The organism is Paenibacillus sp. J31R30 (genome assembly GCF_059692115.1).
This window is the reverse complement of record NZ_JCAUAV010000021.1, coordinates 36,886-61,585: the sequence shown is the minus strand read 5'-3', so window position 1 is coordinate 61,585 and position 24,700 is coordinate 36,886. Positions and strand designations below refer to the sequence as shown.

Below are 24,700 nucleotides of genomic sequence, written 5' to 3'. Positions count from 1 at the left end.
ATAATAGAAAGATGACTTGCTCATTTGAAGCTAGCGAGATTTTGCAATCTCTTTTATAGTCGATTACTCGACTGTGCTTACTCACTCGTTGTTCAGTTTTCAAAGATCAATCACTCTTGTCCAACCCGCTCTCTTTCGAAAGCCGGAAGACCAATATACCACACTGAGTTTTTATTTGCAACCCTTAATTTCGAGTTGTTTTTTGTTGTGTTTCTTGTGTTTCTCGTGTTGTCCTCAGCGGCAACTTTTATAAGATACCACAGACGATACACACTTTGCAAGTCCTAATTTCAAAAAAATTAGAGGCACCGAATGGCGCCTCTAAACGAACAAATTACTCGCCTTGGCGTTCACGCATCAACGGGAATAATAAGACATCACGGATCGATGGTGCATTCGTCAATAGCATAACCAAACGGTCAATACCTATACCTAGGCCACCCGTTGGCGGCATACCGTACTCAAGAGCACGGATGAAGTCTTCATCCATCTCATGCGCTTCATCGTTGCCCAGATCTTTTTCGCGCAGCTGAGCCTCAAAGCGCTCTCTTTGGTCAATAGGATCATTAAGCTCTGTAAAAGCATTAGCATGCTCGCGTGCTACGATAAAGAGCTCGAAGCGATCCGTAAAGCGCGGATCCTCTGGGTTCTTTTTGGCAAGCGGAGAAATCTCTAATGGATGTCCATAGATGAACGTAGGCTGAATCAATGTCTCTTCAACAAACGTCTCGAAGAACTGGTTCACAATGTGACCAAATGTCATATGCGGCTCAACAGAAACCTTGTGCTCTTTGGCCAAGCCATGGGCTTGCTCATTGGTCATATGGACGCTAAAGTCTACACCCGTGACTTCTTTAATCGCATCCACCATGGATACACGTCTCCAACCTACTGCTAAATCAACCTCATGATCTCCATAAGGAATCGTCGTCTGCCCAAGCACTTCTTGCGCGATATGAGCAACAAGCTCTTCTGTCAGCTTCATGATATCTTTGTAGTCGGCATATGCCTCGTAGAGCTCAATCATCGTAAACTCAGGATTATGACGCGTAGAGATCCCCTCGTTGCGGTATACGCGGCCGATTTCATATACTTTCTCTAGTCCGCCAACAATGAGACGTTTCAAGTGCAGCTCGATCGCGATACGCATATGAAGCTGCATGTCCAGCGCGTTGTGATGCGTGTTAAAAGGACGTGCAGAAGCGCCACCTGCGATCGAATGCAGTGTTGGTGTCTCTACTTCCAAATAGCCAAGGGAATCCAAGTAACGGCGCATGGATTGAATGATTTTGGAACGAAGAATAAACGTCTTTTGGACATCTTGGTTCATAATCAGGTCCACATAGCGTTGACGATAGCGAAGCTCGACATCACTAAGGCCATGGAATTTATCCGGCAATGGAAGCAAAGATTTCGTCAATACCTCAAGTGATTTCACTTTAATAGAGGTTTCGCCGGTTTTCGTTTTGAAAACGACACCTTCTACACCTACCATATCGCCTAGATCAAGAATATCAAAAGCTTTATATATGTTCGCTTCTAGCGCATCTTCACGCACGTAGATTTGAATTTTACCTGTAATGTCTTGCAGATGCGCGAAGCTAGCCTTACCCATACTTCTCTTCTGCATAATACGCCCAGCAATACGAACTACTACGTTCGCTTCGTCTAGGTCTTCTTTGCTAATCTCTTGATAAGCAGCAAGAATATCTCCCGCTGAATGCGTTCTTACAAATTTGCCGCCGAATGGATCGACACCGAGACCGCGAAGCTCGTCCAATTTGTTGCGCCTGATAACGAGCAATTCATTTAATTCTAGTTCCTGGCTCATGCTTTCATCTCCTACGATTTAGTTTAGGGCTGTTAACGGAAAAAAGCTTCCTGAGGGAAGCTTTCCAAAAGGCTTGCGGCTGCACACTACTTTTTAATATCAACAATTTGATACTGAATGACGCCAGCAGGAACGACAACGTCGACGTTGGTGCCCTTTTGCTTGCCAAGAATAGCTTTACCCACAGGGCTTTCATTGGAAATCTTATTCTGCAATGGATCAGACTCAGCTGAACCAACAATGTTGTACTCTACCAAGTCACCATATTCCAAGTCTTTCAGCGTAACAATCGAACCAACACTAACTGTGTTAATATCGACATCATCGTTATTAATAATCCGCGCATTGCGCAGCATTTTTTCTAGTGTAATGATTCTTCCTTCAATAAAGGCTTGCTCGTTCTTCGCGTCTTCGTACTCGGAATTCTCACTAATATCGCCATAACCGATGGCAACCTTAATTCTTTCCGCGACTTCCCGGCGTTTCACGGATTTCAGATGCTCAAGCTCATCCTCTAATTTCCGTAGCCCTACTGGTGTAAGAATGACCTCTTTTTCAGCCATTGCCAACTGATCTCCCGTCATGTGAAAGATTTTCATATCGTTGAATCGATGCTTCCTGCTAGGAGTTGGGTCTTTATAGAGCTGATTCAAGTAGTATGAATTCACGTTTCATAATAAGTTGCTTACTCGTTAGTCTTTCAATATATGCAGGAACACATTAATATTGACTGATTATATTGCAACGGTTTCAAAATGTCAATGTCAACCATTGTTGCATGTTTCTAATGCAGCACGGCCGATTCTTCCGCCGCCCCAGACGCAGAACTCATCGCAAGATGCTCGACATATTCGTCTAATGTACGAACCATTTCATCCCGCTTCAAGGTCTCCATAATGACATCCTTAACGCGAGCTGCCCCAGTCATACCTTTGAGGTACCAAGCCATATGTTTGCGCATTTCCTTCACCGCTACATGCTCACCCTTAAGGGCAATGAGACGATCCATATGCAAAATCGCAATACGGATTTTCTCTTCCGCTGTCGGTTCTGGTGGAAGCTCTCCATTGGCCAGATATTGTACCGTACGATAAAGCATCCACGGGTTGCCTAACGCTCCGCGCCCAATCATAACACCATCTACACCTGTCTCATCCAACATGCGCTTCGCATCCTCAGGGGTCACAACATCACCGTTGCCGATAACTGGAATAGAAAGAGCTTGTTTGACATCGCGAATGATGTTCCAATCCGCTTTCCCTGTATATAGCTGCTCACGGGTACGTCCGTGTACACTAACCGCGCTTCCGCCGCCTCTTTCGACAGCTTTCGCATTTTCGACGGCATAAATGTGATCGGAATCCCAGCCAATACGCATCTTCACCGTAACAGGTTTACTCACAGCTGCAACAACGGTAGCGATCATCGCTTCGATTTTATCCGGTTGGAGCAACCATCTCGCACCCGCATCACACTTCGTGATTTTGGGAACAGGACACCCCATATTGATATCGATGATGTCTGCATTTGTTTGTTGGTCAACAATTCTAGCTGCTTGAACCAACGTCTCCGTGTCGCCTCCAAAAATCTGCAGACTAAGCGGCTTCTCACGATCATCCACATACAGCATCTCCATGGAGCGTGAGTTGCCGTGAACAATTGCTTTATCACTAACCATTTCCGCACAGACTAAGCCTGTGCCAAACTCTTTGGCAATCAATCGAAACGCTGGATTACATACGCCCGCCATTGGGGCTAACACTACTTTATTGGGAGCTTCGACATTTCCTATTTTCAGCACCGAAGATTCCACTCCTCTCATTTCACAACTACTGCAACTAATTCATCTGGTTCTATGTTAAGAACTTGCGAGATATTTTGAATCATTTTGGTATCTGGCTTACGTGTTCCTCGTTCAATCGCCCCTAAGATGGCAATGGATACGCCTAACAAGTCCGCCAGTTCACTCTGGGTATAACCTTTTAGTTTACGAAAAGCACGAATGCGCTGTGCTATTGAACTTTTTTCCATAGGATGACGCCTTCCTTTCCTTCCAGTTTCTCCAAGTGTGCAGAGATAGATTCAAATAGAGCGTCCTGCCGCGCGTAGAGAACCTCAGAGAGGGGGACTAATACAAAAGCCCGCTCATGCATCCGCGGATGCGGAATGATCAAGTCGGGGGTCGTTAGCCGATGGTCACCATATAGGAGCAGATCCAAATCAATCGTTCGAGGTCCCCAACGCAAGTCACGCGTCCGACCCAGACGGTTCTCGATGGCTAGCAAGGTAACTAATAACGCTTCAGGCGATAAGTCAGTATGAATTTGAACAACCATATTTAGAAAAGCAGATTGATCCACATAGCCTACAGGCTCGGTTTCGTAGATGGAGGATTGCCCCGCCACCGTGATGCCCGATTCCTCATTCAGCGCTGCAATTGCACCCTGCAAATAATGTTCACGATTATCAATATTGGAGCCTAATGCGACGTAAGCAATGATCGTGCATTCTCGTTCTTCGGCTGTCATTCCAATGCCCGCTTTCGATTGATCTCTATAGTAACGCCGTCAAAAATAACGGCAAAGGGCGGATGCGGCTTGATAACGCGAACCGTCACTTCATTGATACTAGTATAAGTATGCAAGAGCTCGGATGCAATATTTTCTGCTAATGCCTCGATTAATTTGTACGTACGCCCTTCCACAATCCCTTTAATTAGAAAAAATGCCTCCCCGTAATGGACGGTTTGGGTCAAATCATCGGTCTTTCCAGCCTTATCTAAAGGGAGCATCAGCTCTACATCCACGTAGAAGCGTTGCCCCAGCGTATTTTCTTCAGGGAACACACCATGATTACCAAAAAACTGCATGCGGGATAGCGTGATTTTATCCATAGTAGAAGCCTCCAAGGTTAAAACGTGATCAAACTTATATGTTAAAGGTTGCTGCGAAGAATGGCATCGGTCATAACGGCTAAGCGTTTGATCGCTTGAACATCATGGACTCTGACGATTCCGCATCCTTGCGCAATGCCAAGAACGACAGTCGATGCTGTTCCTTCTAAGCGTTCCTCGGGAGGTAATCCTAGGGTGAGTCCGATGACACTTTTGCGCGATGTGCCCAAGAGGACCGGGTATCCAAGATCTACGATCGATCGCAGATTGTTCATGAGATAGAGATTCTGTTGATAGGACTTGGCGAAGCCAATGCCAGGATCGAGAATAATGCGTTCCGGTTTCACACCAGCTCGCAGAGCCTGATTCGTGTAATGACTAAGATCCGAGATCACGTCTGGGAGAAATTCGACATATTCTGAGCTTGTTCGATTATGGATGATGATAAATGGACAATCATATTGCGCTGCCACTGCTGCCATCTCGACATCTGCTCGGCCGCCCCATACATCATTGATGATGTGGGCTCCTGCCTCTAAGGCTTGCTTAGCTACTTCCGCTTTGTAGGTATCGATTGAAATAGGGATGCTGATTTCTCTGCGGATCGCTTCGATAACTGGGATAACACGCTGCAGTTCCTCATCAAGTGTGACAGTTGCCGCACCTGGTCGCGTGGACTCACCGCCAATGTCGATGATATCTACTCCTTCAGCTACCATTTGATGGGCCTTGCGAAGCGCAGTCTCGACTTGGTTATAGCTGCCGCCATCCGAAAAGGAGTCTGGCGTTACGTTTAATATGCCCATAATGATCGTTCGATCACCGATGGGCAGCTCGTGTCCTCTACAGGATAACACATTCATCTTAGATTCACTTCCTGTTCATTGCTGTTCATTCAATAGCTGCACCCAGAGCCAGTTTACACGTAGCGTTGGATGAGTTGACGAGTTATAGGACCCGGAGATCCAGTACCTACCGTGTAAGCTTGTCCACTCGGAGTGTACAAAGTGGTAACGGGTACGATTTCTTGGATGGAATTTACGAGAAACACTTCTTTTGCATCGACGAGATCTTCCCAACGGTACAAGCCATCTTGGACAGGGAGCTGCAACTGCTGTGCGAGATCTATGACATGCGCTCTCGTGATACCCGGCAAGATGCCCGTATCGAGTGATGGTGTGTACAGCGTGTCATTTTTGACGAAAAAGAGGTTGCTGACGATCCCTTCCGCCACATACCCATCTTCAGATAACATTAGGCCCTCTGCCCCAGTTGCCCAAGCATATTGCCCAAGCTCTCTTTTGGCCAAAATATTATTCATATAATGAAAGGACTTAAACCGATATAAGCCTTCTGGCGTATTGCGTGGCAGCTTAAGCAGTTGTACCGCTTTGCCTTGCAAATAGGTTCGTTCATCCCTTGGAGGCAGCGGCTTGATGTAGATGATCTCCTGTGGTTTCGCGTAGTCACTAGATGGAAGACCTAATGCCTCGACACCCGCAGAAACGGAATATCGGATATAAGCATCCTCGAGATTGTTGACTTCGAGCAGCTGCTCGATACGCTGCGTTAGTTCCTCTAGGTTAGGCTCGTAGGCGATGCCCAGCTCACGACAGCCATCTGTTAAGCGAAGAATATGCTCAGCGAGCAGGAATGGTTGCCTATTATAGGTACGGAATGTTTCAAACAAACCGATCCCGTAAAGAAAACCGTGATCGTATACAGAGACCACGGCTTGTGTTTCTTCAGTTAATGCTCCATTGATGGAGATGATCATACGTTGGTTAGACCCCCGACTTCGCTGTGCGGCGAAGAAAGTTACGAAGCATTTGATGTCCGTGCTGTGTGATGATCGATTCCGGGTGGAATTGAACCCCTTCGATCGGATACTCTTTATGACGCAAAGCCATGATCTCGCCTTCAGCTGTTTGTGCGCTGATTTCCAGGCAATCGGGTAAGGTTTCTGTTTTGACAATCAAAGAATGATAACGTGTCGCGATGAAAGGTGACGGAAGTCCTTCGAATAAGGTTTTCCCATCGTGGAAAATTTCCGAGGTTTTGCCGTGCATCAAGCGCTCTGCGCGAATAACATCGCCGCCGAAGGCTTGGCCAATGGATTGATGTCCAAGACAAACGCCGAAAATCGGAATAATCCCTTTAAAATGGTCAATCAGTGATAAGCTAATTCCCGCTTCATTCGGCGTGCAAGGACCGGGGGATATTAAGATGTGGTCTGGCGCTAATGCCTCGACACCTGCCAGGTCAATCTCGTCATTGCGACGAACGATGACATCCTCGCCAATCTCTCCTAAATACTGAACAAGGTTGTACGTAAACGAATCATAATTATCAATCACTAAAATCATTCTAAGCTCCCCTTTCGTCTCAGCCACTCAGGCCCTAAGCTCGGCTCATGCTCCGCTCGCTATATTCGATTGCTTTCCACATCGCTTTGGCTTTGTTCAAGGATTCGATGTATTCACGTTCTGGAATGGAATCAATGACGATCCCCGCTCCCGCTTGAATGTGACCCATCCCATCGACCGCTACTAACGTGCGTATAATAATATTAAATTCCATATTGCCATTATAGTCAATCCATCCCATCGATCCTGTATAAGGTCCGCGGCGAACAGGCTCTAGTTCTTCAATGATTTCCATACAGCGAATCTTCGGCGCGCCTGTGATCGTACCACCAGGGAAGGTCGCCGCAATGACATCATAGGCATCCTTCCCTTCCGCCAACTCGCCGACGACTTCGGAGACGATGTGCATCACATGGGAATAATACTCGATGACCATGAAGTCCTTCACATGGACGGAGCCATATCGCGAGATGCGGCCCAGGTCGTTACGCTCGAGGTCGACGAGCATGACGTGCTCAGCGCGCTCTTTGTCGTTGTGGATGAGCTCGCCGGCTAGGCGCAGATCATCCTGCTCGTCCTTGCCGCGCGGGCGCGTGCCAGCGATCGGACGCGTCCGCAGGATGCCGTCCTCGAGCTGCACAAGCAGCTCCGGCGAGCCGGAGACGAGGGCGAAGCCTGCGAAGCGCAGCAAGCCCATATAGGGCGAGGGATTGACCATGCGCAGCGCCTCGTAGATCTCCTCCGGCGTCGTGCGCAGCTGCCGGCTCTGTCTCACCGACAAGTTGACTTGGAACACGTCACCTTGGGAGATGTACGCTTGGATGCGCTCCACCGCAGCCATGTACGCGGCCTTGTCGAAGGCAGGCTGGATGCCTGCGATGCTTTCGACGTCGATGTGCAGCTGCTCGCGCGCCATCGCGGGTTGGTCGGCACCGCTTAGCGGTGTGCCGGACCAGTTGCCGGCGCGGATCGCGTGCCAGCGGACGAGCATGGCTTCGGCGCGAGCGTGCGCCTGCGCGTAGAGCTCGCTGAGGTCTGCGCCTGGCGTGTATGGCATATGCACCGCGATGAAGAGGCTCTTCTCGGTGTGATCCAAGGTCCACACCTGATCATACATCGCGAAGCTGTAATCAGGGATCGGCAGATCATCCTGCGATTGCTCTGGCAGCTTCTCGATGGTGCGAATCACATCGTAGCTCCAATAGCCTACGCAGCCGCCGACAAATTTAGGAGCACCTTGGACTTTCGGACTATGGTAGGCTGACATCCACTGCTTGACGATGTCGAGTGGCTTGCCCTGAACACGAGACTTTGTAGAGTTCGTGTAAGTTGTGATATCTGCTTCCAAGCCAGTACCACGTACCGTCGAAAAGGGATGCAGCCCAAAGTGCGTATATCTTCCGCCCTTTCCGCTTTCCAGCACGAAGGAATCTGGCGAAGCATCTTTCCACGCGTCTTCCCATGAAGCAATTCGATCATCCGCGAGTCCTAATTTGATCACATACGGCAGCATGGTGTAGACTGATGACGACCACGCCTGCCATTGTTCCATTGTTGTTAAAATCATACTTGCGCTCCTTCATGAAAAATCCGTTAATTCGTTGTCCATTAGTATACTCCAACCCTATACAGAAAAAAAGCCCCAGCTGTAATAGCTGAAGCTTAATCTCTCTTGTATGCGATTCGATCTTATTGCTCTTCGAATTGGTACAAAGGCGTGGAAAGGTAACGCTCACCGTTACTTGGAACAACAGCAACAACACGTTTGCCAGCGCCTAGCTCTTTAGCTACCTTCAATGCTGCGAAAATCGCTGCACCGGAGGAAATACCGCCAAGAATACCTTCTTCTTTGGCAACACGGCGTGAAGTTTCGAACGCATCTTCGTTCTCAACAGTAATAATTTCATCATACACGTTCGTGTTCAAAATATCTGGAACAAACCCTGCGCCGATACCTTGAATTTTATGAGGACCTGGCTTACCACCAGAAAGAACTGGAGATGCCGCAGGTTCAATTGCATAAATTTTGATGTTCGGGAAGTTTTCTTTCAAAACGCCACCCGCACCAGTAATTGTACCACCTGTACCGATACCGGAGATGAATGCATCCAATTTACCATCATGAGCGTTGATCGCTTCCACGATTTCTGGTCCTGTTGTTTCGCGGTGAACTTTCACGTTCGCTTGGTTCTTAAATTGTTGTGGAATGAAGTAGGAAGGATTCTCTGCTTGAAGCTCTTCCGCACGTTTGATCGCACCCTTCATACCTTCTGCCCCTGGTGTCAGAACAAGCTGTGCACCATAAGCGCGAAGCAGGTTACGTCTTTCCAAAGACATCGTTTCAGGCATAACTAGAATAGCTTTGTATCCTTTAGCAGCTGCGACTAGAGCAATCCCGATTCCCGTGTTACCGCTCGTCGGTTCTACAATTGTGTCGCCCGGCTTCAATTTACCTTCTTGCTCAGCTACTTCGATCATGGAGATGGCAATACGATCTTTAACACTAGCACCTGGATTTTGGTACTCTAATTTCACATAAACCTCTGCACTGCCCTCTGGAACAACGCGGTTCAAACGAACTAGCGGTGTATCGCCAATCAAATCCGTAATGCTCTGTACTAATCTTGCCATAATATTTCCCCTCCAGATTGAGTATTAAAATGATTTCCGAGTTAATTAGTGGGTATTAATAAGCTAATCTTATCAATGCGCTTACAGGTTGTCAACCAAATTTTCACATTCTGTTACCGGAGCGTCGGATCCACCACACTTACCTTCCATTTACCGCGCAGCTGCGCGACAAAGTCTTTCAATGGAGGCGCTTGTTGCAACGCAAGCTCCCTGCGCACACTCTCTCTTATGAACACGAGATCCGGGTTGTCTTTGTCCCGTCGATTCTTAAGTAAAACGACCGCAAACCCACGTGAAACAGGAAAGGGCTTACTCACTTCGCCAATCTTCAACAATTTCGCATTATCCAAGATGGGCGCTTCAACAAAAGGATCGTCACCTTCTATCCAACCCAAATCACCACCGGTGTTATTGGTTGCATCATCAATTGATCTATCTCTGGCAAGGGTCGCAAAGCTCTCTCCTTTGGCCAGCTCCGCAATAACTTTCGTCGCTTGCTCCTTCGTGGATACGATAATCTGTTGAATGTTGTATTCCGTTTCTTGTTTAAACTCATCTGCATGTGTCTGTATGTAGGTATCAACCTGAGCATCTGTGATGTGAATAGCGGCCGTTGCCAGCTTCTCTAGTAACAACTTATTCGATACATCTTCTTTGATTTCTTGCTCTGACATCCCAAGCTGACTTTGCATGGAGTCATAAAATTGTTGTTCACTTTCGTACCCTTGCTGCATCCTTTTCAACTCACGGTTGATTTCCGCACTCTCTACCTTTGTTCCCGACTCAATTCCCTCTAGGCGAATAACTTCACTATCCAGCATTTGACCTAGCTGCTCTGCGCCATAATGGCGCGCGAGCGCTGATTCGAGCTCATCCATGGTAATTTCCCGATTCCCAATTTTGGCGACAACTCGTGTATGCTTATTCTCACCCTGCTGTTCTGGCTCTGGTGATTGTCTTGGTTCTGATTGGTTGATAGCATGACTGATCAGCAAGGATGCGAGCACGAGAATACATATCGCCATCGCGATGATGACTCCCCACAATCGCTTTACATTGCGCATCCTATTTCCCTCTTTTACTTCCATATTGCTGTTTGCACACGAATTCACTACCTATCTCAAGCAGATCCCCCACGCTTACAGATCAATCATCCGTTGTAAGTCTTCACCTTCATACCGGTAAGCTTCATTGCAGAAATGACAGACGACTTCCGCGACGCCTTCTTCCTCCAGTATTTCTTGAAGTTCATGTTTACCTAAAGAAATTAAAGTAGATTCCACTTTCTCCCGACTGCATTTGCAACGGAACATGACATCCATCTCATCGAGCCTACGGAAGGACGGAAGCACAGTTTGTAAAATTTCTTCTAACTGTAATCCGCCGCCTAACATGTTCGTAAAAGATGGCATTTGTCCTAGCATCGCCTCGATCTCATCGATCTCACTGTTCGTCAGTCCTGGGAGCAGCTGAATCACAAATCCGCCTGAAGCAAGGATCGTATGATCTTTATTCACCAATACACCAAGTGCAACAGCAGACGGTGTTTGTTCCGACTTAGCGAAGTAATACGTGAAATCCTCTGCCAGTTCTCCAGAAATTAAAGGAACGCTTCCTTTATAAGGCTCTTTCATCCCTAGATCTTTTGTTATGTATAAAAAGCCATCTGTCCCCACCGCAGCAGCAACATCTAATTTGCCGTTCTCTTTGAGCGGCGGATCCACCAAAGGGTTATCTACGTAGCCACGCACTTCCCCCTTGGCATTCGCATCAACGACGATTTGCCCGATCGGGCCATCCCCTTTGACCTGCACGATGAGATGTTCCTCTCCCTTGAGCATGGCAGCTATAAGAAGGGCCGCGGCTGCGGTTCTCCCTAATGCGGCTGTCGCTGTCGGCGTTGTTTGATGCCGCCTACTAAGCTCCTCTGTTAGGAGAGTTGTCTGAACAGCGAACGCACGTACACGCCCATCTAGTGCTGTTCCTCGAATTAAATAATCACTCATGTCTATTTCCTTCCTTAAAGAGCTTAAGCATTTTTCTCATAAATCATCTGTAAGCCTTGTAAAGTAAGCAATGGGTTGACGACCTGAATCGTCCGTGACTCACTGGAGATAAGCTCTGCTAATCCACCCGTTGCAATGACCGTTGGATTCACATTAAACTCTTGAATGACCCGCTCGACAATTCCGTCAACCTGGCCAACATAACCATAAATAATTCCTGCTTGCATCGCAGCAACGGTATTTCGGCCGACAACACTTTTCGGCTTAACGAGCTCGATACGAGGCAGCTTCGCTGCCTTCTGATACAACGCCTCAGTTGAGATCCCAATGCCAGGAGCAATGGCGCATCCCACTAGTTGACCAGACGAATCAATGTAATCATAGGTTGTAGCTGTACCAAAATCGACAATGATACAAGGAGCTCCATATAGCTCCAGTGCCGCCACCGCGTTCACGATGCGATCCGCCCCAACTTCCTTCGGATTGTCCACACGGATATTCAGGCCAGTTTTAATCCCTGGTCCTACGATGAATGGCGCCCTTTTCAAGTAGTGTAAGCAAAGGTTTTCCATGGCATTCATCAACGGAGGCACGACAGATGAAATAATGACACCTTCTACTTGCGCAAAGGTAATGCCCGAGTGCTGGAACAAGCTGTGCAGCTGCATGCCATACTCATCAACGGTAGCTGATCGGTTCGTGCTTACACGCCAATGATGCAAGAGCGTACGATCTTGGTAAAGACCAAGCACAATGTTGGTATTCCCGACATCGATAACGAGAATCATAGTGCTGTCTCCTTCCGCTCATTCAGATCTAATGAAATATCCAGCGCAGCCACCGAGTACGTCAACCTTCCAACGGAAATCACGTCCACACCCGTCTCCGCCATTGCTTTAATCGTTTGCGGGGTTACCGAACCTGACCCTTCTACTACAATATGCGGCGCTTTGCTTTTAATTATCGAAACTGCTTCTTTCATTTTCACCGGTACCATGTTATCCAGCATGATGATATCAGCACCTGCTTGGAGCGCCTCATGAAGCTGCTCAAAGTTCTCAACTTCCACCTCGATCTTCATCGTGTGCGGAATGTTCTGACGAGCCGCATGAACGGCTTGTGTAATGCCGCCCGAGCCTTTGATATGGTTATCTTTAATCATAACCGCATCATAGAGACCGAAACGATGATTATAACCGCCGCCAACGCGCACGGCATATTTCTCAAGCAATCTGTGGCCGGGCGTTGTTTTACGCGTATCAACAAGACGGGTTGGCAAGCCTTCTAATGCCACCACGAATTCATGCGTCTTCGTAGCGATCCCCGACATGCGCTGCATCAAATTCAGACTTAATCGCTCGCCCAATAAGATGCTCCGTGTATTGCCTTCCACTTCAGCTAGTATGGTCCCTTTAAGTACAGACGATCCTTCGACCACTTTAGTTTCAAAACGAAGAGAAGCATCGACCACAGCAAAAACCTCCTGGGCGATGCGAAGTCCACAAACGATTCCGTCTTCTTTGACGTGGATAATCCCTTTGGATACTTGTTCCAAAGGGATTGTTGTCAGAGTCGTGACATCGCCAGTGCCGATATCTTCTTCAAGCCAAAGGCGAATTTGCTTTCGTACTAATTCCATATTTATTTCTAACATGCTAAATCCACTCCTCAATCCTATCTTCCCCGCGCTGGAAAACTATATGCTTCTTCCACACCAAGTCATCCCGTTCCGGGAAATCTTCTCGATAGTGGCCGCCGCGGCTTTCCTCTCGGGTTAATGCAGCCGTCGTTGTTAGAAGGGCAACGTTCAGCAAATTTGCAAACTCATATTCTTCACGTTTCGTCATCAAGGAGCCAAAAATCGATAGTTGTCTCGCTAGCTCCTCATGCCCCTTTTGCAACCCTTTGGCGGTGCGCTTGAGACCTGCATAGCGGAGCATAACTTTCTGAAGCTTTAACTTTTTCTCTACAACGGCTTGATTCGGGATTTCTGTCCGAGGGGCTTCGGAAGCCGAACGGATTTGGATATCTCCTTCAAGTGCAGGCAATTCCTGAATCCGCTCAATAATTCTGCGACCGAACACAATCGCTTCAGATAAAGAGTTACTCGCTAAGCGGTTAGCGCCATGTACGCCTGTAGACGAAACTTCACCACATGCAAACAGGCGACGAACTTGCGTTTCTCCGTGCAAATCCGTTTTCACGCCGCCCATCATATAATGCGCTGCTGGTGCAACTGGAATCCAATCCGTGCTCATATCGAGCCCGTAATTTAAACAATATTCATATATCGTTGGAAAACGATGTTTAATTAATTCTTCCGATTCGTGTGTGATGTCGATGTAGACAAAAGTTGATTTACAACTCTCCAATTCATCCACGATCGCACGTGCAACTACATCTCTAGGCGCTAGCTCCAGTTGCGGATGATACCGCTCCATGAAGCGCTCTCCTTTGATGTTGCGCAAATAGGCGCCTTCGCCCCGGACCGCTTCAGAAATCAGAAACCGCGGTGCACCTGGGTAACATAGCGCTGTAGGGTGGAATTGAATGAATTCCACATCCTGAATTTGCGCCCCAGCGCGGTGAGCTATCGCAATCCCATCGCCTGTGGCGATGTCGGGATTCGTTGTGTAGCGGAACAGCTGTCCCGCGCCACCGGAGCAAAGAATCGTGGCGTTGCCGCGCACAAATACGCGCTGTCCGCCCGGCTTCTGAACGAGCGCACCATAGCATTCGCCGTCTTGCGTTATCAGGTCGATCACGAAGTGATCGTCCCAGATTTCGATATTCGGATCTTGCTTCGTACGCTCCGAAAGTGCTCTCACAATCTCTGCGCCTGTCGCATCGCCATTGGAGTGCAAAATACGACGTTGACTGTGCGCCCCTTCTTTGGTCAAAGCAAACTCCCCGTTCTCTAGATCGAACTGAGTTCCCATACGAATCAAGTCCTGCACACCTTCAGGCCCTTCATGCACTAGCACATCAACAGCGTCCGATGAGCAGAGACCCGCTCCTGCGATGATGGTATCCTGACGGTGATACTCTGGTGAATCTTCGTCCGAAATAACGGCCGCAATCCCACCTTGCGCATAGCGTGTGTTGCTATCAAGGAGGGATTTCTTCGTGATCATTAGAACTTTTTTATTCTCACTCGCTCGCAACGCCGTGAAGAGACCAGCAATGCCTGCACCAATGACAATTACATCTGTATGTATATGAGGAATCGTATCTAAATCAACATCAACGAGATATCTAGGAATCATGCCGCTTCACCTGTTCTCCACCATTAATACCTCGTAAAGCAACGATAGTTCGTCCCATGATTAGCTCATCCATAGCTCGTCATCGAATCAGATACTAGCCTTGCTTCACGAGGGAACCTATTCATCAGACAAGAGAGTAGCGCATGCTACTTAACTTGTAACATGCGCTCTAAGGACAATCTTGCTTTATCTGCTACGTCTTCTGGTACATATATCTCTGGTTGCATCGTCTCAAGACATTTCACGATTTTCTTCAAATTGTTCACTTTCATATTTGGGCACACCAAGTATTTGGTCGCAAAATGAAATTTCTTATTAGGGCTATCCAGACGCAGCTGATAACCAGTTCCATCTTCTGTCCCAACGATAAACTCTTGGCAGTCGGACTCTTTGCAATATTTAATAATCGCAGTCGTGCTACCCACAAAGTCCCCTAGCTTCACTACTTCTGGGCGACATTCCGGGTGTACAACGAACTGTGCGTTCGGATATTGCGCTCTCATCTCTTCAACATCTTTGACGGTCAGCATATCATGCGTATTGCAGTAGCCTTCCCAGATGATCACTTTCTTGCTTGTGAATTTTGATACATAGTCACCTAAATTTTTATCCGGTACCCAGATAATTTCATCTGAATCCACGGAATTGATGACATTGATCGCATTCGCAGAGGTACAACAAATATCTGTTTCCGATTTCACATCGGCTGACGTATTAATATAAGCTACGACCTTGGCCTTCGGATGCTGACGTTTAAGAGCACGTAAACCTTCAACATTCACCATATCTGCCATTGGGCAGCCAGCACGTTCGTCTGGAATAATTACTGTTTTATTCGGAGCTAGAATCTTTGCGCTCTCTCCCATGAAATGAACACCACAGAATACGATGACATCGGCATCTGTCTGAGCGGCCTTCTGAGCAAGCAAGAAGGAGTCGCCTCGAAAATCCGCTACCTCTTGAACTTCGTCACGCTGATAATAATGAGCAAGAATAATAGCATTTCGTTCTTTCTTCAATTGCAACAGTCGTTCTTTCAGCTCACGGTTTTGTTCCGCTTTGCGTTCTAATGCTAAGGCTTCCATGGTGCTTCCTCCCCTATCTGGGACGTAAAATGATCTCATCCGTCTATCTAAAAGTAGTATGATCTAAAAGCAAAAAAATTAGAGATTTACAACTAATTTACACATTCTCACATCGCCTGTCAATGCGCAAATACATTGAAAAAACTCGGAATTCCGCGCACACTTGATGTGTACAACGGATTTCCGAGTTCGTATTGCAACTTACTCTTCTGTTTGATCCGGTTTGATCTCTTTAACTTCTTTCTCTTTGTCAAACTCCAGCTTATTGCTTTCGCTAGCTTGGCTTTGACCTTGAATATTGACTTTCACGTCTTCCTCGTCGGAGCTAGCATTTAGCTTGCCCTTTTCCAAAAGCTCAATGATTTCGTCTTTATCCAATGTTTCTTTCTCAAGCAATGTTTTGGCAACGAGGTGGATCTGATCCGCATGCTCTGTAAGAATCGCACGTGCACGTTCATAGCACGTACGAATAAAGCTTTGCATCTCTTGATCGATCTCATAAGCAATCGCATCACTATAATTTTGCTCATGTCCGATGTCGCGGCCCAAGAACACTTGACCTTGGGAGCTGCCGAACTGCATCGGTCCAAGCTTATCGCTCATCCCGTATTCCATAATCATGCGACGAACGATTCCAGTCGCTTTCTGGAAGTCGCTGTATGCGCCTGTGCCAATTTCTCCGATGAACAATTCTTCGGAAACACGACCACCCAGGAGTCCAGTTACTTTATCCAGAAGCTCGTTCTTCGTTTGCATCATGCGATCTTCGCCTTCTTTAGGCAGCATCATCACATAACCGCCAGCGCGTCCGCGAGGAACGATGGTAACCTTATGAACCATGTCCGCATTCTCTGCATGATAACCGATAATCGCGTGTCCCGCTTCGTGGTACGCTACGATACGTTTCTCAGATTCAGAGATGATACGGCTTTTCTTCTGTGTTCCGACGATAATACGGTCAAAAGCTTCTTCCACTTCAGCCATCGAAATATCTTTACGATTACGACGAGCTGCAATCAAAGCTGCTTCATTCAATAGGTTCTCAAGATCAGCACCCGTAAAACCAGTTGTGTAACGTGAAAGTGCATCTAGCTTCACATCTTTGGCCAGCGGTTTGTTACGTGCGTGAACTTTCAATACTGCTTCACGGCCTTTGATATCCGGACGATCTACCGTGATTTGACGGTCGAAACGGCCTGGACGCAATAAGGCAGGGTCTAGAATATCAGGGCGGTTCGTTGCTGCTACGATGATAATACCCTCGTTAGCGCCAAATCCGTCCATTTCAACAAGCAATTGGTTGAGCGTTTGCTCACGCTCGTCATGTCCGCCGCCTAAACCAGCGCCACGTTGACGACCAACTGCATCGATCTCATCGATAAAGATGATACAAGGCGAGTTCTTCTTCGCGTTCTCGAACAAGTCACGAACACGGGATGCGCCGACACCGACGAACATCTCAACGAAGTCAGAACCGGAGATACTGAAGAACGGAACGCCCGCTTCACCAGCAACTGCACGAGCAAGCAGCGTTTTACCTGTTCCCGGAGGACCATTCAAAAGAACACCCTTAGGAATTCTTGCGCCAACTGCCGCGAATTTGCGAGGATCCTTCAGGAACTCAACAACCTCGATTAATTCTTGCTTCTCTTCATCTGCACCTGCCACATCCTCGAATGTGACACGCTTCTTCTCCTCGTTGTATAAGCGCGCACGGCTCTTGCCGAAGTTCATGACTTTACCGCCGCCGCCTTGCGCTTGATTCAATAAGAAGAAGAACAAAATGAAGATAATGACGAATGGAATAATGGACGTAAGAAAGCTAATCCAAACGCTATCGCGTTCCATCGGCCCGTACTCTTCCGTTGGTACGCCGTTCGCTTCAATCATCTGTACAACTAACGGCTCGTAAGGAGCATGTGTTTCGAAGCTCTTCTTATCCGCGCCATTAGGCGGGTTAATATACTTACCCTTAATCGAATAGGTATACCCATCGAACTTTAATACTACGGACTCTACATTTTTGTTTACAACTGCTTGTCGGAATTTATCGTAAGTGATTAACTCCTTCTGTTCATTCTGAGTACTGATGAAATGAACGATCCCCACAGTAACCAAAAATATAAGCAAATAAAAGCCGGTATTCCGGATAATTCGATTCATAACGAGCCTCCTCTCAAACGGCACACAATTATTATTTTACCACACCCCGGTAAAGCGCTACAACATTACTGCTCTAGTGCGCTTGCGGAACATGACACTAGCTCGAATAGATCTCTGGTTTCAATATGCCGATAAATGGAAGGTTACGATACTTCTCTGCATAATCCAGACCATATCCGACAACGAATTCATCTGGTAGCACATAACCCGCATAGTCAGGCTCAAGTTCTACCGTTCTTCGTGCCGGTTTATTAAACAGCGCAACAACCGAAATCGTCTTGGCATTGCGACGTTCTAGCACATCTATCAGATAACTTAGCGTTAAACCACTATCGATAATATCTTCCACGATAAGGATATGACGCCCTTCCACCGGTACATCAAGATCTTTGATAATCTTAACAACACCCGAGGATTTCGTAGATTGACCGTAGCTGGATACCGCCATAAAATCAATTTCCAAAGGTACTTTAATTTGCTTTACAAGATCCGCCATGAAAATAAAAGCGCCCTTCAGTACACAAATAACCAATGGATTCTTGCCTTCGTAATCAGTGGAAAGCAATTCCCCTAATTCTTTAATCTTGCCTTGAATTTGTTCTTCACTGTAAAGTACTTCTTGAATGTCGCTGTACAAGGATGAACCCCCTAGATTATATTATGAATCCTTATAAATTTACATTCTAGAAGAACGTAATTTACGTATGTTCCTGCAGCACTAGCTTCATATGAAGCACACGTTCTGTGTCTGGTCCGACCAAAGCGTGTTTGGACCTACGAAATCCAGCAATCCAGAGAATTCGTCCGGATGCATCGACCAGTAGTGGGATAGCCTCACGCCTAGATGGCGGTATTTTGGCATCAATGAACATATCCTTTACTTTTTTGGACCCGTTTAAACCAAGTGGTTCCAATCGGTCACCCGATCTGCGGCTTCTAATAATGAGCGGCAACTCTACCTGGTCTAAATCCAAAAAAACGTCGCCTTCCGCATCGGAAGAAGCAGCTTTCTCATACGAACTTAAGGATATCCATGAGTAGATCAACTTGGCGTTCATGTCTGGCAGGTCCATTTCATTAGACGCTAACCCGATCTCATAAGCATATGGCTTCGGATCTGGCGCGAAGGTCTGAAATTGAATAGATCCATATTCTCTCACAATATAAACCTGTTCATCCACCTGTAGGACTTGATTCGACATCTGATCTTTCACAATTAACTCACGCACACGCTCAATTCGCGTAAATACCAGCCGTTCCCTTTCCAAACAAAGACAGTTTAATATTAATTTAATCAAACGCCTTTGTAAAGCAACGTGAAGCTCGGCGAAATCACTCCGATCCAAGCGGCAGAAGTTCGACTGACATGTCACGATCCGGCGAAAAACCTTATCGGTTTCTGCGGCCAAATAATCATCCTCAGCTTGCATCACATCCGTCAATCGATTGAGTGACTCTGGAAGTTGTTCATTATACTGTTTCAGCATTGGCATAAGATCTAGCCGAATCCGATTGCGGAAATACTTCCGCAACTCATTGCTGCTGTCCTTACAATAGGCAATTTCATGCTGAGCGCAATAATTCACAATATCTGATTTGTATATACGTAAAAAAGGACGAATCAGTTCCACTTTTTTTTCGCATCTGCGTTCCGGCATGCCAACTAGCCCAGATGGGCCGGTTCCACGCAGAATTCTCATCAGCATCGTTTCCGCTTGATCATCAGCATGATGGGCCAATGCAATCCGATGAGCGCTGTATTTATCAGCGACCTGATGAAGAAATTCATACCTTTTCTCACGAGCCGCCGCTTGCCCATTTAAAGAAGCTTCCTCTATATAGGCAGGAACATCGATAACACCAATTTCACACGGAAGCTCCAGCCCCGCCGCGAGCTCCGCAACGAAATCTGCCTCCGCATCCGACTCCAGCCCCCTGAATTGATGATTCACATGGGCAACTACAATCGTCCACCGGTAGGTATCTGCAAGACGAAAAAGGACATGCAATAGCGCCACTGAGTCAGGCCCCCCTGAAACCGCGACGATAATCACATCCCCTGTATCTGCGAGCTTTGCTTCCACTATTCGTCGTTCCACACTGGCAACAAGATCCGTTTCCATCTCACATTCCTTTCTACCCTTCCATACCGATACTTACCAATACATATAAATCGTTGCTCCAAAAATAAAGATAGAAGCAGCAAAGCATATTTTGAGCCACGGCATTTTCAATGTCGACGGTACGGCCTTCTTACCTGCAATCAGCTTCTTCCAATACATACTCGCCTCTTCCGAAGTAGTGAACTCGCCGCGCAAGGCTTTATTCAAAAAGGGTGCCAACTGAGCAGCAACTGGGTTCTCACGCATAATCGCTGTTAATTGATCCAACTCTCGATTCTGGGGAAGTGTTTTGATGAAGCCAGCGAAGCGCTTGCGGTGATCTAGTGTTTTTAAAAGTAAAATGGCAAATGAAAATAGATCATAACTTTCCTCCGCAATCCGCTCCCCCATGTTCCAAAACCCACGATCATATACTTCTGTCAGCTGTTTAATCGCTCTTCCTTTGGATGTCACCCCTCCAAAGTCAATCAGGTCCACATCGCCATAGTTAGACACGATCATATTCTCAGCTTTCAAATCTCCAAACACATACCCGCTCTTATGGATTTCCGTAAGTTTCCGCAGCAAGTTGGTTCCCATTACATAAACCCAATCCTGACCACGTTTATGTATAAACTCCGAAAGGGACACGCCCTCAATATATCGCATGACATAAAAGGAAATGCCCTTCCCTTGAACGATCATATCATCGGCATCAATCAAAAAGTTCTTAAATGAATTCTCTTTCAGCGATATCGCAAGCAAGGAATTGATCTCAGACTGATGGTCTACTGTTTCATATCCTGCTTTAAGCGCAAATCTAGCGTTTCCTCTTCGTACAAGAGCTACAATCCCGTTGGAACCTGCGCCTAATAAGCGTTCGACCACGTACACATGGCCATTCCACTTCCCTTTAATTTCTGCCCCTTGGCGAAAGGCCTCATCATACCACGTAGTCACTCAGCATCCCTTCCTCAGTCGTCTTTGGTGAGAAAGGCTTTTCTGTCACGAACTGCAGCGTTTGCAGCAGCGCCGGACCGGTTGGCGTCGTACCCTTCATGTTTATTTTATAGAACATCTTGTCGACATTTGCAAGCTGATTCGTCCAGCCATGATCCATTTCCAGCTCCTGATCACTCGATTTGGTTGATGGAAAATGGAAAACAGCCAGTTCGCTTACGCCAGTACGAGCTCTTAGACTAAGCAAAAGATCATGAATAGCTTCGCGAACAGCGGCAAGCTTCGGCTTCATACTTGCACTTGCATCTATTAAAAGAGCAACACGTAGAGACGTGCTTTCGCTCATATTATCGATTACTTGAACAACTTCTGCGCGCTTCTCAGGCGGTAATTCCTCAAGTTGAGAAATCCCCAATATACTTTGCAGCTCCTTGCCTACGGCGTGCTGAATTGTCGCGTTAACGGTTTTGCGGGTCATCATTTGCACCGTATGGGAAAGCTGCTCAGAATTAACGATGCGACTCATCCCACCGCCAGCTGCAGCAATCTCTCGAATTTCTTCTGAGCCTAGCACACCTAGTTCCCCGTGATCTATCACACCAATGACATTCACTGCTACACCCTCTGCATGTGCCTGTGCTGCCGCAATAACTGGACTTACGCCAACATTGGAGCAACCGTCTGTAATTAATAAGATTTGTTTCATCATGATCTTCTGCCTCCCTGGCCGATAAGATTAGCTCTCTAGTAGTTTCTCATCCTAGTTTTTCCATTTGTGAGAGTGTCTAATCATAGGCTGGTGCAGAATTGTTGCGCAGATGTTTCGAGAAAAGCTTCAAAAAGCCGTGCCAGCAAATGAGCCGGCACGGCTTCCATGAATCGTCAACTAACCGTCTTCGGACGCTCCATCCGTGTAATGCCCGGCCAACGGAATGTCGCCCATTCGGGCTGACGTTTCTCTACGCGCGCTACAACCACCGTCATATCGTCCTGGATCTCCCCATGATGATGGCGGAAAATACGCTCCAATAAGCAATCCGCAAAATCCTGCGGTAAGGTGGTATCGATCTCTTGGATCATTCGCTTCATCCACATCTCCTTATTCACAGCATGGCCTGGGGCATCATAGATGCCATCGGTCATCATCACGAGGATATCGCCGGATTGCAGCGGTATCGAAACCAGATCCACATCGATCTCACTAAGTATGCCGACCGGCAAATTATTCGCCGAGATCGCAATAACCTCTGTGCCACGTTTGATAAAGCTTGGCGTAGAGCCAATCTTCATGAACGTCGTATTCGCGTTGTACATGTCAATCAAGGCCATATCCACCGTCGCGTACATCTCATCCGATGAGCGCAGCATTAACACCGAGTTCAGCGACTTGATCGCCAGCTTCTCGTCCATGCCTGACTGCAGCAGCTGCTGCAGGATGTTCAGAGCCGTCTCGCTCTCTGCGCGCGCTCGCTCGCCATTGCCCATGCCGTCGCTCAGCGCAACGGCATACTTCCCATTGCCCAGCTCCACCGTGGCGTAGCTGTCACCCGAGAAGAGGTCCCCGCCCTTGGCTGCGCCGGCGACCCCGGTTTCCACCTCGTATTCCTTGGCAGAGCCGAATACGACCGTGCTGTAGCCCTCGCCGCGCGTGTGCATCTCTTCACGCATCACGGCGACATTCTCGCCGATGATCTCACTCAGGAGCGGTGCGATAATTTTGCGACATTCATCAAATCCCTTCGTATATTGATGGATGATCTCGATTTCAATATTTCCTTCGTCCAAGGAAATCACGTCAATGGTATGAATGGATAAGCCAAGCTCCTCAAGGGCATTACGGATTTGCTCTTCTTGAAGGAACAGCTCCTGTCCTTCCCGTTTGATCTCCTTCGCTAAGTCTTCCATGACCTGCGAAACACCTGACAATTGGTCGGCAACGAGATGCCGGCTATCGATGATCTGCTTTTTCCAATGCATATCATTCTTATACAAGCTATACTGCTGCTTCATCACATCCAGCACTTGTTCGGTACGAATGCACACTTTCTTCCACTCAGGCGGAATCTGTTTCTTCGTCATGCTCTCCTTCGACTCTATTTGGGTCATCATATCTGTCATATACGTGTAGGTTTGGTAGAATTTCTGATCCCAGCACTGGCTCTTCTTCCAACAGGACTCACAAGTTTTCTGGGTGACTGCATTCATGAAATGCCCGACATCCTCCTCCTTACGACTCACCTCATCCTCTGTTGTTAGTTGTTTAAAGCTGCGCGCCAACTGGCGAAACACCTCGGAGAACTGCTCTACGCGCCCCGCTGTCACATCCCGCACTCGCTTTGCATAGTCCTGCTGCGACTTGAGATTCTCTTGTGTCCCTGGTACATACTTCGCCAACATGAGAATGACACTTCTAGGTGTCAGGAGGAACAAGGCAACCGCCGCAAGAGATTCCCATGCCGAGTTAATCACATCTACGCTAGAGCCCATATAAAATGAAAGAATCGATGATCCCAGCAGCATCCCGAAAGCAACCATTAGGCGATTGCCCTCCTTAAGCAGTCCTGCCAGCATACCCGAGAAAGCAAGTAGACTCATCTGATAGATCGCATTGCTGTTCGCCAGACTGAGAATGAGCCCTGTTACCACCCCGACCGACGCCCCGAACGGCGCTCCACCTACCAGTGCAAACAATAGAATCAAATAGCGAGACAGCACATGCTCTATAGTGACAGGACCTATAAGCCAACCGACTGTACCTGTCATGACCGAAGCCAGCAAGATAATTAAACAAATAATCTCCTCATGTTTCAGATGATAGTTTTTGCGGGTAAGCGTGAATACAGGGATCGCTTGAATGAAAATGAGCGTAAGTACTAAACTTAGCAACGCTTCAACCGTAAGCATCATGAGAGAGTACCATGTTAGGTTGGAGACCACCAGCTCCGCAAAGAGCTGCACCAGAAAGGTTGAACTGAACACGAGCAGCGGTGCTAACGAAACGTCCGAGCGTTCATATTTCTCCAGAGCCTTCTGGATTAAAATGAAGATAATGATTTCTGTCACCAAATATCCGGTGTTCCCATTCACCGCCAGCAAGCTTCCCGCAAAAGCAGCAACGCCTACCCAATGCAAGATATCCTTTCGTGTAAAATAGATAACTGCGATAAACGCCAACGCAAATGGTGACAACTGTTCTAGAATCATCGCTCGACCTAGCAAGAAGCCCATAACGATGAGTAGTAACGACCACTTCTTAGCAACAAAAGCTTGAACCCATCGATTCTCCACAGCTGCACTGTGAACGCCTACTTTTGCCTTCTGCCAAATTCCCGACCATCCGCCACCCATCACCGCGCCTAAGCTTCGTCTTTGCATATTCTCGAACACCATCCATTTC

General features: G+C 47.3%; 23 protein-coding genes. All 23 read right to left on the bottom strand.

The annotated features are described in order from the left end of the window. Window positions 1–334 precede the first annotated feature (334 nt). Window positions 335–1,831 carry a lysine--tRNA ligase gene (lysS, locus tag AC58QO_RS32275; protein WP_497272844.1) on the bottom strand — a complete coding sequence of 499 codons (1,497 nt, stop codon included), beginning with the start codon at window positions 1,829–1,831 and terminating at the stop codon, window positions 335–337. Between the two features lie 86 nt (window positions 1,832–1,917). After that, window positions 1,918–2,394, bottom strand: a complete 477-nt coding sequence (gene greA, locus AC58QO_RS32270; protein ID WP_310502557.1) for a transcription elongation factor GreA — start codon at window positions 2,392–2,394, stop codon at window positions 1,918–1,920. Between the two features lie 221 nt (window positions 2,395–2,615). After that, window positions 2,616–3,632, bottom strand: coding sequence for a tRNA dihydrouridine synthase DusB (gene dusB, locus AC58QO_RS32265; protein ID WP_497272842.1), 1,017 nt, complete (start codon window positions 3,630–3,632; stop codon window positions 2,616–2,618). A 17-nt stretch (window positions 3,633–3,649) separates the two neighbouring features. Then, on the bottom strand, window positions 3,650–3,862 hold the full coding sequence (locus AC58QO_RS32260; RefSeq protein ID WP_497272840.1) for a helix-turn-helix domain-containing protein: 213 nt from the start codon (window positions 3,860–3,862) through the stop codon (window positions 3,650–3,652). After that, window positions 3,844–4,359: a 2-amino-4-hydroxy-6-hydroxymethyldihydropteridine diphosphokinase gene (gene folK, locus AC58QO_RS32255; protein ID WP_497272838.1), complete on the bottom strand. Its 516-nt coding sequence runs from the start codon at window positions 4,357–4,359 to the stop codon at window positions 3,844–3,846. The genes AC58QO_RS32260 and folK overlap by 19 nt, the downstream gene beginning before the upstream one ends. Further along, window positions 4,356–4,724: a dihydroneopterin aldolase gene (folB, locus tag AC58QO_RS32250; RefSeq protein WP_497247025.1), complete on the bottom strand. Its 369-nt coding sequence runs from the start codon at window positions 4,722–4,724 to the stop codon at window positions 4,356–4,358. The genes folK and folB overlap by 4 nt, the downstream gene beginning before the upstream one ends. A 41-nt stretch (window positions 4,725–4,765) precedes the next feature. Beyond that, window positions 4,766–5,587 carry a dihydropteroate synthase gene (folP, locus tag AC58QO_RS32245; RefSeq protein ID WP_497272836.1) on the bottom strand — a complete coding sequence of 274 codons (822 nt, stop codon included), beginning with the start codon at window positions 5,585–5,587 and terminating at the stop codon, window positions 4,766–4,768. A 56-nt stretch (window positions 5,588–5,643) separates the two neighbouring features. Then, on the bottom strand, window positions 5,644–6,501 hold the full coding sequence (gene pabC, locus AC58QO_RS32240; protein ID WP_497272834.1) for an aminodeoxychorismate lyase: 858 nt from the start codon (window positions 6,499–6,501) through the stop codon (window positions 5,644–5,646). Window positions 6,502–6,508: 7 nt separating this feature from the next. Next, complete coding sequence (gene pabA / locus AC58QO_RS32235; protein ID WP_497272832.1) at window positions 6,509–7,090, bottom strand: aminodeoxychorismate/anthranilate synthase component II; 582 nt, start codon at window positions 7,088–7,090, stop codon at window positions 6,509–6,511. Window positions 7,091–7,124: 34 nt separating this feature from the next. After that, complete coding sequence (locus tag AC58QO_RS32230; RefSeq protein ID WP_497272830.1) at window positions 7,125–8,657, bottom strand: anthranilate synthase component I family protein; 1,533 nt, start codon at window positions 8,655–8,657, stop codon at window positions 7,125–7,127. Window positions 8,658–8,779: 122 nt separating this feature from the next. After that, window positions 8,780–9,721 (bottom strand): cysteine synthase A, encoded by a 942-nt coding sequence (gene cysK / locus AC58QO_RS32225; protein WP_497272828.1) that lies wholly within the window; start codon window positions 9,719–9,721, stop codon window positions 8,780–8,782. 113 nt (window positions 9,722–9,834) lie between these two features. After that, on the bottom strand, window positions 9,835–10,785 hold the full coding sequence (locus AC58QO_RS32220) for a peptidyl-prolyl cis-trans isomerase (protein WP_497272826.1): 951 nt from the start codon (window positions 10,783–10,785) through the stop codon (window positions 9,835–9,837). Window positions 10,786–10,860: 75 nt separating this feature from the next. Beyond that, window positions 10,861–11,727, bottom strand: a complete 867-nt coding sequence (gene hslO / locus AC58QO_RS32215; RefSeq protein WP_497272824.1) for an Hsp33 family molecular chaperone HslO — start codon at window positions 11,725–11,727, stop codon at window positions 10,861–10,863. 23 nt (window positions 11,728–11,750) lie between these two features. Continuing rightward, complete coding sequence (locus AC58QO_RS32210; protein ID WP_497272822.1) at window positions 11,751–12,515, bottom strand: type III pantothenate kinase; 765 nt, start codon at window positions 12,513–12,515, stop codon at window positions 11,751–11,753. Continuing rightward, window positions 12,512–13,381, bottom strand: a complete 870-nt coding sequence (gene nadC / locus AC58QO_RS32205; RefSeq protein ID WP_497272820.1) for a carboxylating nicotinate-nucleotide diphosphorylase — start codon at window positions 13,379–13,381, stop codon at window positions 12,512–12,514. The genes AC58QO_RS32210 and nadC overlap by 4 nt, the downstream gene beginning before the upstream one ends. 1 nt (window position 13,382) lies before the next feature. Beyond that, complete coding sequence (gene nadB, locus AC58QO_RS32200; protein WP_497272818.1) at window positions 13,383–14,993, bottom strand: L-aspartate oxidase; 1,611 nt, start codon at window positions 14,991–14,993, stop codon at window positions 13,383–13,385. 146 nt (window positions 14,994–15,139) lie between these two features. Further along, on the bottom strand, window positions 15,140–16,078 hold the full coding sequence (nadA, locus tag AC58QO_RS32195; RefSeq protein ID WP_477593076.1) for a quinolinate synthase NadA: 939 nt from the start codon (window positions 16,076–16,078) through the stop codon (window positions 15,140–15,142). 201 nt (window positions 16,079–16,279) lie between these two features. Continuing rightward, window positions 16,280–18,241, bottom strand: a complete 1,962-nt coding sequence (gene ftsH / locus AC58QO_RS32190; RefSeq protein ID WP_497272816.1) for an ATP-dependent zinc metalloprotease FtsH — start codon at window positions 18,239–18,241, stop codon at window positions 16,280–16,282. 97 nt (window positions 18,242–18,338) lie between these two features. After that, window positions 18,339–18,878, bottom strand: a complete 540-nt coding sequence (gene hpt / locus AC58QO_RS32185; RefSeq protein ID WP_497272814.1) for a hypoxanthine phosphoribosyltransferase — start codon at window positions 18,876–18,878, stop codon at window positions 18,339–18,341. Between the two features lie 61 nt (window positions 18,879–18,939). Continuing rightward, window positions 18,940–20,364, bottom strand: coding sequence for a tRNA lysidine(34) synthetase TilS (gene tilS, locus AC58QO_RS32180; protein WP_497272812.1), 1,425 nt, complete (start codon window positions 20,362–20,364; stop codon window positions 18,940–18,942). Window positions 20,365–20,397: 33 nt separating this feature from the next. After that, window positions 20,398–21,303 (bottom strand): protein kinase domain-containing protein, encoded by a 906-nt coding sequence (locus AC58QO_RS32175; RefSeq protein ID WP_497272810.1) that lies wholly within the window; start codon window positions 21,301–21,303, stop codon window positions 20,398–20,400. Further along, on the bottom strand, window positions 21,287–22,009 hold the full coding sequence (locus AC58QO_RS32170; RefSeq protein WP_497272848.1) for a vWA domain-containing protein: 723 nt from the start codon (window positions 22,007–22,009) through the stop codon (window positions 21,287–21,289). Before AC58QO_RS32170 ends, AC58QO_RS32175 begins: the two co-directional genes overlap by 17 nt. A 176-nt stretch (window positions 22,010–22,185) precedes the next feature. Next, complete coding sequence (gene spoIIE / locus AC58QO_RS32165; RefSeq protein ID WP_497272846.1) at window positions 22,186–24,651, bottom strand: stage II sporulation protein E; 2,466 nt, start codon at window positions 24,649–24,651, stop codon at window positions 22,186–22,188. Window positions 24,652–24,700 lie beyond the last annotated feature (49 nt).